The organism is Proteus sp. ZN5 (assembly GCF_011046025.1).
Lineage (GTDB): Bacteria > Pseudomonadota > Gammaproteobacteria > Enterobacterales > Enterobacteriaceae > Proteus.
On the sequence record NZ_CP047639.1, the window covers coordinates 1,494,693 to 1,509,335 of the forward strand.

Below are 14,643 nucleotides of genomic sequence, written 5' to 3' on the forward strand. Positions count from 1 at the left end.
TTTTAGAATGACGAGAAGCAAGCGAATTTTACAAAACATATTGATGGGTGGCTTTTTAGTCGCCCTCTTTTGTGTAGGATTTCGCCTTTTTCCACATCCAGCACTATCAAAAGGCTTTTTATCTTCAACCGCCTACTATGACAGCAATGGAAATTTACTGCGTTTAACACTAGCTAATGATGAACGTTATCGATTGTGGACGGATTTAGACGATATTTCGCCTTTGATGATAGATAGCGCTATGCGATATGAAGATCGCTGGTTCTATTACCATGCTGGATTTAATCCTTACAGTTTAATTCGAGGTTTTTTTGTCAGTTATGTTTATGGTGAGCGATTGCAAGGTGGCTCAACGATCACCATGCAACTGGCTCGTATGCATTGGCAATTAAATACACGTACAGTAGGGGGTAAATTTGTTCAGGTATTACGTGCCATTCAATTAGAACTCAGTTATTCAAAACATGATATTTTAGAAGCTTATTTCAACTATGCACCTTATGGGCGAAATATAGAAAGTGTTGGTGCTGCAAGCCTGATTTATTTTAATAAAAATCCTAAAGAATTAACGTTACCTGAAGTGTTAACACTTGCCGTATTGCCTCAATCACCGAGTTATCGAATTGAGCCAAACAGTGATGGTATTAGCCTGTCTTTAATGAAAACGCGTAATCAGCTTTATGATTATTGGCTGGAAGAACATCCTAAAGATGCCGATTTATCTGCATTGTTTCAATTACCGCTTCGGCTACGCCAACCTGAAAAGATGCCTTATATAGCACCTCATTTAGTTGAGCAACTTGAAAAGCAAGAAAAATTTAATCCAAGAAAGCCCACAACCATCGTTACGACGATTGACCTCCCATTACAAAAACTAGTTGAAAAACAAGTTGATGCATTTATTGAGCGAAATAAACACCTTGGTGTTAAAAATGCCTCTGTGATCCTCGTTGATACACGAGATATGGGCGTTAAAGCGTTAGTTGGTTCGGCTGATTATTATAATGCTGATATTCATGGGCAAGTGAATGGCACTAATGCAAAGCGTTCGCCGGGTTCAACATTAAAGCCTTTTATCTATGCATTAGGGATAGAACAAGGCATTTTACATCCTCGAACAATTTTAAAAGATGTACCTTCTACCTTTGGTAGCTATGCACCAGAAAACTTCGATTTACGCTTTTTAGGGCCTATTTCTGCCACCCAAGCGTTAAATTACAGCCGAAATATCCCTGCTGTGTCGATAGCCTCTCAACTGAAAAATCCAACGCTTTACCAGTTTCTACAAATGTCAGGTATTAGTAATATGGCGAGTGAAAGGCATTATGGTCTATCACTAGTATTAGGGGGCGGTGAAATTACAGTACAAGAATTAGCGAAGCTCTATGCAATATTAGCCAATCGAGGCCAACTTAAACCGTTAAGAATGCAAAGTACGGATGCTATTGCTAAGCCTCTTCCGTTATTGAGTGAAGAAGCGAGTTTTATTACGCTGGATATGTTAAGCCAACATAGAAGACCTGATGATACTTTGGCGCAAAAATCAATGACATTACCTGTTTATTGGAAAACTGGCACATCTTGGGGGTTTCGAGATGCATGGAGTAGTGGAATTTTTGGGCCTTATGTTTTAGTTGTTTGGATCGGTAATTTTGATGGTAAAGGGAATAGTGCATTAATTGGGGCTGAAGCAGCGGCACCTCTATTTTTTAATATCATAGATAATATTGTTGCAGATTATCCAAATTTAAATGAGCCTAGATTTAAGCTTCCTGAAAATATTAAGCAAGTCGATATTTGTTTGGCGAGTGGTAATTTACCTACGCCATGGTGTCAAAGAAAAGGTAAAACATGGTTTATTCCGGGTAAATCACCAATTAAAGTTGATACAATTTATCGTCCTCTAGCAATAGATAAAGTGACAGGAGAAGTCGTTTGTCCTCCATATAATGAAGATCAGGTCAAGATTGAAGTTTTTGAATATTGGCCTTCTGATTTAGCGAAAGTATTTGCTCAAGCTGGGTTACCAAAGCGAATGCCACCTTCTACTGCTCACTGTAAAAATGGAGATATGGCTATTACAGGAATGCCTCCTCGTATATTATCACCACTGCGTAATACCACTTATACTTTAAGACGTGCTTCATCACCAAATACCTCCATTGTGTTTAATGCAACAACGGATAATGACAGCAATATTATTTATTGGTTTGTTGATGATGCTTATCTAGGGAATAGTACAAATCAGCGATCAATAGAATGGCATCCCAAAGAGAGTGGTCGCTATCGTATTCGTGCAGTAGACGATAAAGGAAGAGCGGATACGCGGAATATTCGTGTTCATATTATTGGTGTGATTAACAAACAAGAAATTGAAGCTCATTAACATTGGAGCTAAAGTCCATAGGTTTTACTTAATGTTTTTCTTAACGCCAAAATATTAACCTCTATCGTTATCTTATTCTAACTATTATTGCTCTATATTGTTGCGAGATAATTATTAGGTAAAATATTGAAAAATTTATTTTATCTCGTGAGCAAGGAAGAAATAACCAGTATGAAAACTAGAATTCTAAAATTAGCTTTATTAGGTGTATTAGCGCTACCGTTAGTGGGATGTGGTGATGCAACACCTAATTGTGATAGCACTGAAGCAAAGAACTTAGTGGTTGATATTACAAAAGACGAATTACGTGATCAAAAAATGGCTGCCGTGATCGATCAAATTAAGATCAAAGTAGAAAGCGTACGTACACGTGAACATGATGAGAAAAGAGATACTTACTCATGTGCTGCTGAACTTTCTTTCGAAGGTAAAGGCGGTAAAAACTCTATTCCGATTACTTATACCATTGAAAGTACAGATGACGGCAAAGAGTTTTACGTTAATGTATTTGGTTTGTAATTGATCCATAAAAAGCCATCATGAGATGGCTTTTTAATTAAAGAGGGTATATGACTGATTTTAATAAACAGGAAGATTTGCGTGATGAATCAGTAAAAAGAAAATATTCATCTATCATAAAGTTAGCAAAAAATACAGCTCTAAAATATGATGAATTAGAAGATAATCTCTCATGTTTTACTAATTTAGTTGATATTCTTAATATTAATGAAAATAAGCATAGTATTATTTTAAAGAAAATATTAAATAACAAGAAAGGTAATGAATATAGATTTGTTCCCTCTTTTTTAAAACAAGTGTTAAAAAAAGAAATTATATTTAATTATGAAGAAATAAAAATTAAAACAGAAAAGAATCGGGTTGATATTAGTATTGAAGATGGTTTTTATGCCATCATAATAGAAAGCAAAGTTTATAATGCACCAGATCAAAAACTGCAATTGGAAAGATATGTTGGGAGATTCATCTCTGATGGATACCAAGAAGAGAATATTTTTGTTTTATATTTAACGGGGCATAAAAAAGAAAGCTATCGACCAGATAGCCTTGGTAAGTATAAAGAAAGTAACAATATTTATTTTCAACTATCTTCATTTGAAATTGAAATATTAACATGGCTAGAAAAAGATGTTTATCCTCAGATAAATGAAAATAATAAAGTTTTTGATTCTTTTGTTTATCAATATAAAAATAGTTTAGAAAGTGAATTTCTAAATAAATATGGAAAAGAAAAAGACAAAATGAATGATCAAATAAATGATTATATTCTTAACGAAATAAATGTGTTTGAAAATAAAATTGATGATGGTGTTGATGAAATAAAAAAGGTCATTAATGATACAGAGTCATTAAGGAAAAATTTAAGCAGACTCTTAACAAGAGAAATAGAGAGAGCTTTTATTCTATGGGGAAATAAAATAAAAAATGATTATTCTCACTTAGATTTTTCAGATGATAACTGTGAAAAAAATGAAAAGTATGTTGGTGTTTTAATCAATTATAACGAAAATAAATTTTCTGTTGCTATCGAAAAAGATAGTTCGAATATTTATATTGGTGTAAAAGTTCATTCTTATAAAGATCCGGGACTCAAAGAGGAAATTACTAAACTATTAAGTAATGTATTTGATAATTCTTATAAAATAGGAGTAGATTATTGGTATGGATGGAAATATATCGATAATTATGGACAGGTTTACTCTAATTTTGAATTGTTATTGAACAAGATAAATCAAGAAATAGAAACGTTATCTGAGCATAAAAAGTAAATATATAAGTAACAAACCTATATATCTACTTGTAATAGGAATTATGCTAAATCATCCAGAAATTCGGGGGATGGAATAAAGAATAATGTACCCGTTACAGGGGTGCTGAATTTAAGCAACTTATCCGTATGGCCCTCAGGTGTACCTGCAAACATATTTTCTAGCATACGGTTAGTTGTTGAAAAATAACGTGCATAACCAATAAAGTAAGTACCATATTCATTTTTGGATGGATTGGAAAAAGGCATATTGGCTCTGACAATTTTTAAATCTTCACCGTTTTCATCTTGAATATTGGTGACAACATTGTGTGAACCGGGCTCTTTTTCTTCATCGGTTAATTCCACATCATTGAATTTATGTCTACCAATGACTTTTTCTTGTTCGATAAGAGGCTGTTTTTCCCATGCTTCCATATCGTGAATATATTTTTGTACAAAAGCATAACTGCCACCTGTAAATTCAGGATCCTCATCGCCAATAACAGCATAAGAAGCTCGCTCATCTTCATACTCTGGGTTTTCAGTTCCATCGACAAAACCAATAATAGAACGTCCATCAAAATATCTAAATCCATGCACTTCATCGACAGGTGTAACAATATTCTTTAGCTTTTGGCTGATGATAGACGCTAATTCGTAACAGGCTGAAACCTTGAGGGCTCGAATATGGAAAAAAAGATCGCCCGGAGTTGAAACTGCAGTATAAGTATCACCTTTAATTTCTTTAAAGGTATTTAGCTCTTTGGGTTTAGGCTGATTGGGAAATAATGTAGCCCATGTATTTGCACCGAATCCCATTACACAGCTTGTTTCCAATTCAGGAAAACGTGTTCTCATACTACGTATTAAGCCAGAGAAATTATTACAAAAATCGATCAGAGTATCGCGATTTTCAGGTGAATGGGTGAGGTTAAAAACTAAAAAATAAGCATTCTCACAGGGTGATTTCGTAACATCTTGGTATTTCATAGTGATCCCTAAATGACGAATAATAGATGAATAGTAATTAAGCTATATTTACAAAATATTGTTTTTTTAGTTTTACACCAAAAACCTCTCTATTACAAAGAGAGGGGGTGAGTTTTATTCAGATTTTTATCAATAAACAGTATTAGAAATGCAATTGTTTTCTTTATTTTTTTATAATACTAATACTCTGTATTAATTAATATTTTCATGGCTTTGGTAAACTAAAGATAGGTGCGGATGTTGCCATAAACTTGCTGGAGTGACAGTGGTTCTTTCCCACGGTATTTGTCCAATAAACCATAATTTCCAAAATTGTAATTTGGCATTAGGATTTTTGCTTAATAATTCTTGGAATGTTTCTATTTCACCCACACGAATAGAGAGTGCTGATTTATAAATATCAAAAACAAATTTAGAGCAAAACTGGCGGGAAGAGTCGTATTTAAAACCTGTGTGGTAAAGCTTATTTAGTCTTTCAGGAACTTGTGCAACAAGTGCATTTTTTTGTTCATCAGAGAGTTGTGTTGATAGCCGGCGTATTGCATAACGTTTGCCCGCAGAGCGGTTAATAAAGCGGGTTAATGTGGTTGTGGTTGAGAGTGGAACTCGGCTTTCGGCAACTAAATAATCCTCACCATTATGACCAATAATAATACCAACATGATTACTCCAGCATAAAGAAGCGGAGGAGATTTGACGAAATAACGAAGTGCCAATACACGTAAATACGATATCACCAACTTCTAATTTTTGTGGATAATCAATTTTTATCATCATTATATGACCTATTAAATAGAAACATAATCACCATTCTTTGACCATAATAAGTACATAAGGTTTCTATTTAATAACTCAATGATCTTCAGGTAAAAAGAACACTCCAATTTAAGGTGTTCTTAATATTAATAGGGAAATTACTATTTATTCAGAATAAGAAGGTAATATTAGAATATTAAATTAATATTCTAATAAAATAATAAAAATATATTTAAGTGAATTAACTTAGCTGTTCATCTGAAATATCATATTTCACGACCACACTATTTTTATAAAGTAATTCTGATTTAATTAATTGAGGAAACGCACCCACATTGTTTTTAGTGTAAATATCTCGCCAAATTTCATTACAGCGATATACATGCTCTCCTTTTCTGATAAAAGAAGAAGACTTCTCATAAATATGATAACGATATTCCCTTGCCTCGCTACAAAGGAGCTCACCTTCTAACTGATGTTCAGCAACATGTAATCTAATTTGGTAATCATAAGGTGTTGGATTATATAAAACTAAATCTACATAGTTATAAAAAATTGCGGCTCCTGAGCCAAAAGGAAGTACTCGTCCTTCGTCAGGAAAAGGATCAAAACTATGATTTGCCTTTTCAATCACTTTTAATTCAGAGTGTAGTGCTAACCAATGTATTAAATTGCTCGCCTGACAAATTCCACCGCCTACACCTTTTCGTGCTTCGCCATAGGAGAGTTGCATACCATCAATAAAACCTCTTTTATAGCTAGGTTTACCGACCAAATAGCAAAAAGAGAAATACTCACCTGGTTTTATCACTACGCCATCTAACGCTTTTTCGACTAATTTAAGATTCGTTATTTTATTGTATTGTAATTGAATATCGCTTTCGCCACGGCGACTAATTAATTTAGATGTGTGTTTTAGATAACGGTATGAAAGACGATGTTCTGGTTGAACATCTCTGCTGTATTTTCGACCTGAAAAGCGCCAACTAAGAGAACGAAATAAACGACGCTGTGCCACTCTCAACGTATAAAGAATCGGGTGATAAGACGAGAGTGTTCTACGCATAAAATCCTTTTAAACAATAGTAAATAGAAAGGGAGAAACGTGAGTATGATAACGATTTAATGAGGATATTGATACGCCGATACCCTTAAAATACTAGGGTTAAGAATTTAGCCAATAAATTTATTTATTGATATCTTTCGTTAAAATTTGTGCTTGAGATTGTAAGACAGATAAAAAATTCTTAGTAGCTGGAGAGATATATTTTTCTTTATGATAAAAGTAACGAATACCTCGGCTAAATTGAATATCATCAAATGCAATTTCACATAAAAGACCAGATTTTAATTCTTGCATGATAGACAAACGAGATAAAATTGAGATCCCTAAACCATGAATAACACCCTGTTTTATTCCTTCTAAACTATTTATTTCCATCACATTTTTGAGTTCTTTATTATTTTCTTGGATCCTATCTAATAAAAAATCACGGGTAGCAGAGTGTTCGGGTTTGATCAGAAAAACTTCTGATGCAATATCAGAAAATCTACAATGTTTCTTTTTTGTCAACCAATGTTCAGGTGAACAAATAAGCACTAAGGGATCGATAAGAAAGGTATCAAGATGATATTCCGTCGGATCTAAATAGATATGATCTGACATGATCAAAAATTCTAATTCTTGGGTATCAAGCTTACGGATAAGTTGGGTTGAACTTGAAATATCCATGCTTAATTTCACATCAGGATATTGCTCTCTAAACTGCGCCATAATTTGAGGTAATAGGTAAACGCCAACAAAATGGCTAGCACCAAACTTAATTTCACCTTTGGAGGGATCATCAAATTGTCGCATATGCTCAGAAGAGGATTTCACTAAATTAATAATCTGAGTTGCGTACTGCTGATACACCTTACCTTGGGGAGTTAAATAAAGCCGATTATTGATCCTTTCAAACAATGTTGTTTGCAACTCTTCTTCTAGTTTTCTGATTTTAATACTCACACTGGGTTGAGTGCAGAATAGGCGTTCTGCGGTTTCAGTAACATTAAAACCGTTGGCAAGTAGTAAAAAAGCATCAAGTTGGCTTAAATTCATATCAACACCATAAATTATTTTTATAGTTATAATATATTAATACAATTATCTTTATACCTCAATATTTCTATACTGGACTTCCTACCCTACACATTAAGAGGAATCGGTTATGGAAAAGACTGCGAAGCGAGATGACATCGCTAAACCAGCGCCATCATCACCAAAACAAAACGGTAAGAAAATAACCTTAAAAACAATAGGAATACCTTTAGCTTTATTGGTATTGCTCGTTTTATTTTTTATGCCAACACCAGATGGATTAAGTATTGAAGGGCAAAAAGCCATTGCTATTTTTTGTGCTGCGTTAATTTTATGGGTGTGTGGTTCTTTGCCTATTTATTTAACCTCAATGCTTGTTATTGTTTTACTTCCAATAACGGGAACTGTCGCAAAAGAGAAAGTGGTTTTCGGTACATTAGGTTATGACGTTATTTGGCTGATGGTTTCAGCATTTGTTTTAACGTCCGCCATGATCAAATCGAATATTGCCAGACGCTTTGCTTTATGGATGATCACCAAATTTGGGCAAACACCCAAAAAAGCGTTATTTGTCCTTATTTTAATTAACTTCAGTTTAGTTTTCTTTGTTCCTTCAACGACAGCACGCGCAACATTAATGGTGCCTATTTGTATGATCTTATTAGAGATACATAAGGCAATTCCTGGAAAAAGTAATTACGGGAAATTAATGATGTTGCAAGGCGTACAAGCTGATGCTTTGGCAACATCCGGCGTAATGACGGGTACTGCCGCCAATATTATTGCGGTTGGATTTATCAATTCACAAGCTGGCGGTTCTATTGGTTATATGGATTGGCTAATTGCCTCTTTCCCATTAGCTATTGTTGGCATGACTATCTCCTTTTTTATTGGGTTAAAATTATTCTCTTTTAAAGGGGAAGTTGATTTTGAAGGCTCATTAGAGAAATTGAAAAAAGAACGTTCTCAACTTGGTGCATTAACTAAGAATGAGAAAAAAGCCATGTATATCTTTTTAATGGCAGTGTTCTTATGGGCAACCGAAAGCTATCACCAAGATATGTTTGGTTTCAAAATCAGTGTTTACATGACCGCTGTTATTGCTGCCATTCTTTGCCTAATGCCTCGTATTGGCTTATTAACGTGGAATGAAGCCAATATCAAATGGGATCTTATGATATTTGCAGCAGGTGCTTATGCGGCAGGTAATACCTTAGAATCTACACAAGGTGCGCAATGGTTAATTGGCAAAATGGTTTATGGCCTCGGACTCGAAAATATGAGTACGACGATGGTTTATATTGTGGTTGTCTTTATTTGTATGTATAGCCATTTAATTTTTACCAGTAAAACTGTGAAAACAACCATATTAATTCCAGCCATTATTGCACTTGCCAAAACATTAGGTATGGATCCGGTAACATTAGCATTAGCCGCGTCATTTACACTCACATATACCATTACATTACCGCCACATTCAAAAGTAAATACCATCTATTTTTCAAGTGGTTACTTTAGCGTATTAGATCAAATGAAATATGGATTAATTACCTGCTTTGTCGGTGCATCGGTAATTTCTATTGCGATATTCACTTGGTTCCAAATTCTTGGATATGGTCTTTAACCCATTAAATTAAGGAATAATAATGAGACTAATTTTATTAAGACACGGTGAAACCTTATGGAATATGGAATCACGCTTACAAGGACATGCTAATTCTTGTTTATCACCCAAAGGCATTAATCAAGCAATGGCGATAAAAGAGAGTATTAAATTGTTATCGCCCGCTAGGATTATTACGTCAGATTTAGGGCGAACAGTACAAACAGCAGAAATTGTTGGTCATCCTGAAGCAGTTAAAGAGCCGTTATTGCGAGAGTTAAATATGGGGGAATGGACGGGACAGCGAAAACCAGAACTCATAAGACACCATGCAGATAAATACAAAAATTGGCGAGCAGGAACATATACGCCACCTAAAGGTGAAAATTGGTTTGATTTTTGCGATCGCATTGGTGCGGCATTACAAGGGTGGGTGCATAAAGAAGACAGCGATTTATTAGCAGTTGTGCATAGCGGTGTTATCCGTGCAGCCTGTAAAGTATTTTTAAATCTATCACCTGAGTTTTTATTACCCGCAACACCGGGCACAATAACCATATTTAATTTTGATATTAATTCTGATAAAGCACCAAAATTAGAAGCCTATAACATTGGCTCCTATATGCCAGATAAGAATGTTGCTGATTAAGATTAATAAGAAGTGATTTTCAAATTAATCGTTGTAATTGAAGTTATGTAACTATCTAAAAAGCACTCCGATATTAAATCAGAGCAAGGGAAACCTTGCTCTTTTTTTGTCTATAAAAATAAAATTATACATTTTATAAATAATATTTTTATTCTTCTTTTATTCAATTTGTAACTGATAGGTTAAGTCGAAACTTGTTCAAAAATAACACATTAAGGAATTATTTTAATCAAATTGAATAAAAAATAGCTTTTATTATTAAGAGAAAATAATATTTTTTTCATTCACACCATATGCGTTATAAAATGAAATAAATGATTTGTTTATTAATTAAAAATAGTATTTAACTTTTATTTTGATTTAACAATATTGTATCAATATATGAAAATTTAAAATAATTAAAAATAAACTTCATTGATTAACCAATAAAGAGTTCCCTTGGTTTTAAATCTCAAGTTAAACCAAAAATAATGGATATTATACCGCTATAACCAAAACTTGTTTATTGTAAAAAACAATTAGATAATACTCACATACTGAGTTAATTAAGTGTTTTTTAATTAATTTGGTTTTATTAATAAAAATTAATCGGAGAAAAAAATGAGAAAAAACTTACTTGCAACATTAATTGCTGCAGCGACTATCTTTGTCACTAATAATGCATTAGCAGCGGATGGTACTATTGATTTTACAGGGGAAATTATAGATAACGCATGTGAATTAGCAGCGGGTTCTGATGCTTTAAAAGTTAATTTAGGTACTGTCTCTAAAAAAGCATTACCAAGTACAGGAAGTACTGCCGCAGCGACAAAATTCACAATTAAATTAATTAATTGCCCTAAAACAGTGACCACAGCATCTGTTAAATTTGACGCAGATTCATATGTAGGTGATGACAGTGTTATTGCCCTGAAAAAAGAGTCGGGTGTAGCAACTGGAGTGGGTATTCAAATTACGGATGATGCGAATGTTGTAGTACCTTTATTTACAGCATCTAAAGCCTATCCATTAAAAGAAAATATTGAAAATAATTTAGATTTTAGAGCTCGTTATATTGCTAAAACAGATTCTGTTACTGCGGGTTTAGCAAATGGTAATGCAACATTTACTATTAACTATAACTAAATAAGATTAAATAAGGTTTAAAAGGACTTGAACCTTATTATAAAAAATACAATGGTGATAATATGAAGTCTATTATTGTCTTTTTAATTTCTATTCTTTTTTTTATTAATCAATCTTCTGCTGGCGTTATTATTGGCGGAACTAGAGTTATTTATACAGAAGGGAATAAAAACGTTAGTATTAATGTTGAAAATCCAGATGAAATTCCCTATTTAATCCAGTCTTGGATAGATGATGTTAATGAAAATAAACAGTCAAAATTTACCATTACTCCACCTTTATTTAGGTTAAATCCAGATAAGGCGAATATGCTGAGGATTTTTTTAACTGAAGGGAATTTACCTAGTGATAAAGAGTCTCTATTTTGGCTAAATATAAAAACAATACCTGCTACAGAAAAAACAGAAAATTCATTGCAGATTGCTTTTAAGACTCAAATGAAATTAATTTATCGACCTGAAAATTTAAAAAAGGTAAATTTTGAGGAAGAGCAGAAAAAATTAAGATGGTCAAAAGTTGGAAATAAAATCAGTGTGAATAATCCAACACCCTATTATTTTAATTTTCAGATGATTAATTTTAATGGGAAATCAGTAAATGATGTCTCTTATGTTGAACCTTTTTCAACAAAATCATTTGATATAAATGATGATAATGAACATGGCACGATAAACTGGGAAGTTATTAATGACTATGGTGCTAGCGTAAATTTATCAGAAGTTAAAATATAATAAATTATAAATTTAGGTTTTAATATGAAAATTAGCAAAATATGTATTAGCCTAATTTTATATTTGGGCTATACGGCTTTATCATATGCGGAAAACGACAAATCAGATAATATTTATTTTGATCCTGATTTCCTTGAGTCATCGGATAAAGAGATCATCGATTTATCTCCTTTCGAAAATAACCAGCAATTAGCGGGAAATTATTACGTTGATATCTATGTAAATACTAACTTGATCCTAACTAAAAATATTAGATTTGAAAAAAATAAAAATAATCAGCTTGTTCCATGTTTATCAATTGATGATCTTAATGATTTTGGTGTTAAAACAAAGGATTACCCAAAGCTATACACAATGACTGATAGCTGTGTAAATTTATCTGCGATACCTGATGCTAAAAGTGAATTAGAGTTTGATTCTCAAAGATTATATCTGAGTATTCCTCAAATTGCTTTATCTAAGTATCCGCGAGGGTATATAGATTTAAATAAGATAGATAATGGTATCACTGCACTATTGCTTAATTATAGTTACAGTGGATCGAAAAATTACGATCGTAAAGATAATAATTCAAGTGAAACATCTCATTATATAAATTTAAGACCTGGGTTGAATTTTGGACCGTGGCGATTGCGTAATTATACCACATGGTCAAATTCAGATAATCAATCAGGAAAGTGGAATACTGTTTATACTTATTTATCGCGTAATATAAATAAGATAAAAAGCCAATTAATGTTAGGTGATGGTGTTTCTCCGTCTGCTATTTTTGATAGTGTGCCATTTAGAGGTGCTCAATTATCAACAGATGATGATATGTATCCTGAAAGTCTAAGAGGTTATGCTCCCGTTATTAGAGGTATTGCGCGCAGTAATGCCCAAATTACTATTAAGCAAAATGGATATATTATTTATCAGACAGAAGTCGCCGCAGGGCCTTTTGAGATTAATGACTTATATCCCACTGGGAGTAGTGGGGATTTATACGTCACAATAAAAGAATCTAATGGGAGTGAACAGCATCAAATCGTACCATTTGCTTCTTTGCCTGTTTTGCAGCGTGAAGGCTATTTATCTTATAGTGTGACGGGAGGTGAATATCGCTCTTATGATAAGAATGTGGATAAAACTAAGTTTGGGCAATTTACATTAATTTATGGCCTACCTTATGGAGTGACAACTTATGGTGGTAGCCAATTAAGCCAAGACTATCAATCTTATTCTTTAGGTGCAGGAAAAAATTTAGGTGTTTTTGGTGCAATCTCTGTCGATATCACACATGCAAACTCAACCTTTAATAATGGTACTAAGCAACAAGGTCAATCTTATCGTTTTAGATATAATAAAAATCTGAATAATATAGGAACTAATATAGCATTAGCAGGTTATCGTTATTCTACAAACGGCTTTTATAGCTTATCAGAAGTCTTTGATAGTTTCCGACGTACTAATTATATTCCTGAAGTTGAACGTCGTCGTAATCGTGCTGAAATTACGATTAACCAAAATCTAGGTGAAGGAAATGGTTCTTTAGCAATTGGCTATATAAAAGAAGATTATTGGAATAGTAATAAAAAGACACAGTCTGCTACGTTAGGTTATAACAATAGTTGGCAAGGGATCAGCTATGGAATGAATTATACTTATAATAAGAATACAAATCGTTACTCTTATATTTCAGGCGAGAAAACACAAAGTGAAAACGAACATTTATTTGCATTTTCGGTGAGTGTGCCTTTTAGTGTTTTTGACGATACTTTCTATTATAACTTTAATACAAATAGTAGTAGTAATAATGCAAGTACAGGAAGTGTCGGAATTTCTGCATCTCAGCTAAATAATCGATTAAATTGGAGCGCACAGCAAGGATTTACCAATCAAGATCAAGGATCTTCTGGAAATATCAATGCATCCTATAAAGGTCAACTAGGTGATATTACGGGGGGATATAGTTATAGCAAAGACAACCATAATCTTTATTATGGGGTCAATGGTAGCGTAGTTGCTCACTCTGGAGGAATAGTCCTTGGACAACAACTGGGTGAAACGTCTGCAATTGTTGATATTCCTAATGCAGGTGATGTTGCGATACTAAACCAAGCGGGTGTCAAAACTAATAGTATGGGTTATGCATTAGTACCTTATGTTACACCGTATCGCAAGAATACCTTAGAAATCGATACATTAATGCTGCCTGAAAATACAGAAATAGAATTGACTAGCCAAACGATTTCACCTAGTCGAGGTGCTTTAGTCAAAGCTGATTTTTCTGCTAATGTGGGTTATCGCGTATTGATGACGGTTAATCTTGCAAATAAAAAACCAGTTCCATTTGGTGCTCAAGTTATTTTTAAAGATAACAGCCAATTGAATAGTATTGTTGGTAATGATGGAGAGGTTTATTTATCGGGGTTAGAACAACGCGGAAACTTAACTATTAAATACAACAATGAAACATGTCATGTAAATTATGATTTATCAGGTGTTCTTGATTATTTAGGGCTCTATAAAATCACTGTGACTTGTCAGTAGTAAATTTAAATAACATTAAATTT

Annotated in this window: 12 protein-coding genes; 8 read left to right on the top strand and 4 right to left on the bottom strand. The window is 33.3% G+C overall.

Going from position 1 to position 14,643, the window contains the following annotated elements; translation table 11 throughout:
- The first annotated feature begins 7 nt into the window (after window positions 1–7).
- The 3 genes from pbpC to GTK47_RS06760 all read left to right on the top strand — a co-directional run bounded on the left by pbpC (window position 8) and on the right by GTK47_RS06760 (window position 4,173).
- The gene (gene pbpC / locus GTK47_RS06750; RefSeq protein ID WP_165122524.1) at window positions 8–2,386 is read left to right on the top strand and encodes a penicillin-binding protein 1C; all 2,379 of its coding nucleotides are present in this window, start codon (window positions 8–10) and stop codon (window positions 2,384–2,386) included.
- Between the two features lie 171 nt (window positions 2,387–2,557).
- Window positions 2,558–2,905: a hypothetical protein gene (locus GTK47_RS06755; protein WP_165122525.1), complete on the top strand. Its 348-nt coding sequence runs from the start codon at window positions 2,558–2,560 to the stop codon at window positions 2,903–2,905.
- A gap of 50 nt (window positions 2,906–2,955) precedes the next feature.
- Entirely contained in the window at window positions 2,956–4,173 is a 1,218-nt protein-coding gene (locus GTK47_RS06760) for a PD-(D/E)XK nuclease family protein (RefSeq protein ID WP_165122526.1), read from the top strand.
- A 41-nt stretch (window positions 4,174–4,214) separates the two neighbouring features.
- Here the strand turns inward: GTK47_RS06760 and GTK47_RS06765 are convergent, their stop codons facing one another.
- The 4 genes from GTK47_RS06765 to GTK47_RS06780 form a co-directional block, all read right to left on the bottom strand.
- Window positions 4,215–5,144, bottom strand: coding sequence for a Dyp-type peroxidase (locus GTK47_RS06765; RefSeq protein ID WP_165122527.1), 930 nt, complete (start codon window positions 5,142–5,144; stop codon window positions 4,215–4,217).
- A gap of 192 nt (window positions 5,145–5,336) precedes the next feature.
- Window positions 5,337–5,915, bottom strand: coding sequence for a YebB family permuted papain-like enzyme (locus GTK47_RS06770; RefSeq protein WP_194952682.1), 579 nt, complete (start codon window positions 5,913–5,915; stop codon window positions 5,337–5,339).
- Between the two features lie 226 nt (window positions 5,916–6,141).
- Window positions 6,142–6,966 (bottom strand): VanW family protein, encoded by an 825-nt coding sequence (locus tag GTK47_RS06775; RefSeq protein WP_165122528.1) that lies wholly within the window; start codon window positions 6,964–6,966, stop codon window positions 6,142–6,144.
- A gap of 120 nt (window positions 6,967–7,086) precedes the next feature.
- Window positions 7,087–8,001: a LysR family transcriptional regulator gene (locus tag GTK47_RS06780; RefSeq protein ID WP_165122529.1), complete on the bottom strand. Its 915-nt coding sequence runs from the start codon at window positions 7,999–8,001 to the stop codon at window positions 7,087–7,089.
- A 109-nt stretch (window positions 8,002–8,110) separates the two neighbouring features.
- Between GTK47_RS06780 and GTK47_RS06785 the strand changes: the two genes are divergently transcribed.
- The 5 genes from GTK47_RS06785 to GTK47_RS06805 all read left to right on the top strand — a co-directional run bounded on the left by GTK47_RS06785 (window position 8,111) and on the right by GTK47_RS06805 (window position 14,620).
- Window positions 8,111–9,604: a DASS family sodium-coupled anion symporter gene (locus GTK47_RS06785; RefSeq protein WP_151435928.1), complete on the top strand. Its 1,494-nt coding sequence runs from the start codon at window positions 8,111–8,113 to the stop codon at window positions 9,602–9,604.
- 22 nt (window positions 9,605–9,626) lie between these two features.
- Window positions 9,627–10,232 carry a histidine phosphatase family protein gene (locus GTK47_RS06790; RefSeq protein ID WP_165122530.1) on the top strand — a complete coding sequence of 202 codons (606 nt, stop codon included), beginning with the start codon at window positions 9,627–9,629 and terminating at the stop codon, window positions 10,230–10,232.
- Window positions 10,233–10,832: 600 nt separating this feature from the next.
- A complete protein-coding gene (locus tag GTK47_RS06795) occupies window positions 10,833–11,357 on the top strand; it encodes a fimbrial protein (RefSeq protein WP_075673279.1) in 525 nt (174 codons plus the stop codon).
- Window positions 11,358–11,419: 62 nt separating this feature from the next.
- A complete protein-coding gene (locus tag GTK47_RS06800; RefSeq protein ID WP_165122531.1) occupies window positions 11,420–12,088 on the top strand; it encodes a molecular chaperone in 669 nt (222 codons plus the stop codon).
- 24 nt (window positions 12,089–12,112) lie between these two features.
- The gene (locus GTK47_RS06805; RefSeq protein WP_165122532.1) at window positions 12,113–14,620 is read left to right on the top strand and encodes a fimbria/pilus outer membrane usher protein; all 2,508 of its coding nucleotides are present in this window, start codon (window positions 12,113–12,115) and stop codon (window positions 14,618–14,620) included.
- Window positions 14,621–14,643: the final 23 nt, after the last annotated feature.

Excerpts from the sequence above, each read along its gene's own strand:
- pbpC (WP_165122524.1), top strand. The coding sequence starts at position 8 with ATGACGAGAAGCAAGCGAATTTTACAAAACATATTGATGGGTGGCTTT.
- GTK47_RS06790 (WP_165122530.1), top strand. The coding sequence starts at position 9,627 with ATGAGACTAATTTTATTAAGACACGGTGAAACCTTATGGAATATGGAA.
- GTK47_RS06795 (WP_075673279.1), top strand. The coding sequence starts at position 10,833 with ATGAGAAAAAACTTACTTGCAACATTAATTGCTGCAGCGACTATCTTT.
- GTK47_RS06765 (WP_165122527.1), bottom strand. The coding sequence starts at position 5,144 with ATGAAATACCAAGATGTTACGAAATCACCCTGTGAGAATGCTTATTTT.
- GTK47_RS06805 (WP_165122532.1), top strand. The coding sequence starts at position 12,113 with ATGAAAATTAGCAAAATATGTATTAGCCTAATTTTATATTTGGGCTAT.
- GTK47_RS06780 (WP_165122529.1), bottom strand. The coding sequence starts at position 8,001 with ATGAATTTAAGCCAACTTGATGCTTTTTTACTACTTGCCAACGGTTTT.
- GTK47_RS06785 (WP_151435928.1), top strand. The coding sequence starts at position 8,111 with ATGGAAAAGACTGCGAAGCGAGATGACATCGCTAAACCAGCGCCATCA.
- GTK47_RS06800 (WP_165122531.1), top strand. The coding sequence starts at position 11,420 with ATGAAGTCTATTATTGTCTTTTTAATTTCTATTCTTTTTTTTATTAAT.
- GTK47_RS06760 (WP_165122526.1), top strand. The coding sequence starts at position 2,956 with ATGACTGATTTTAATAAACAGGAAGATTTGCGTGATGAATCAGTAAAA.
- GTK47_RS06755 (WP_165122525.1), top strand. The coding sequence starts at position 2,558 with ATGAAAACTAGAATTCTAAAATTAGCTTTATTAGGTGTATTAGCGCTA.
- GTK47_RS06775 (WP_165122528.1), bottom strand. The coding sequence starts at position 6,966 with ATGCGTAGAACACTCTCGTCTTATCACCCGATTCTTTATACGTTGAGA.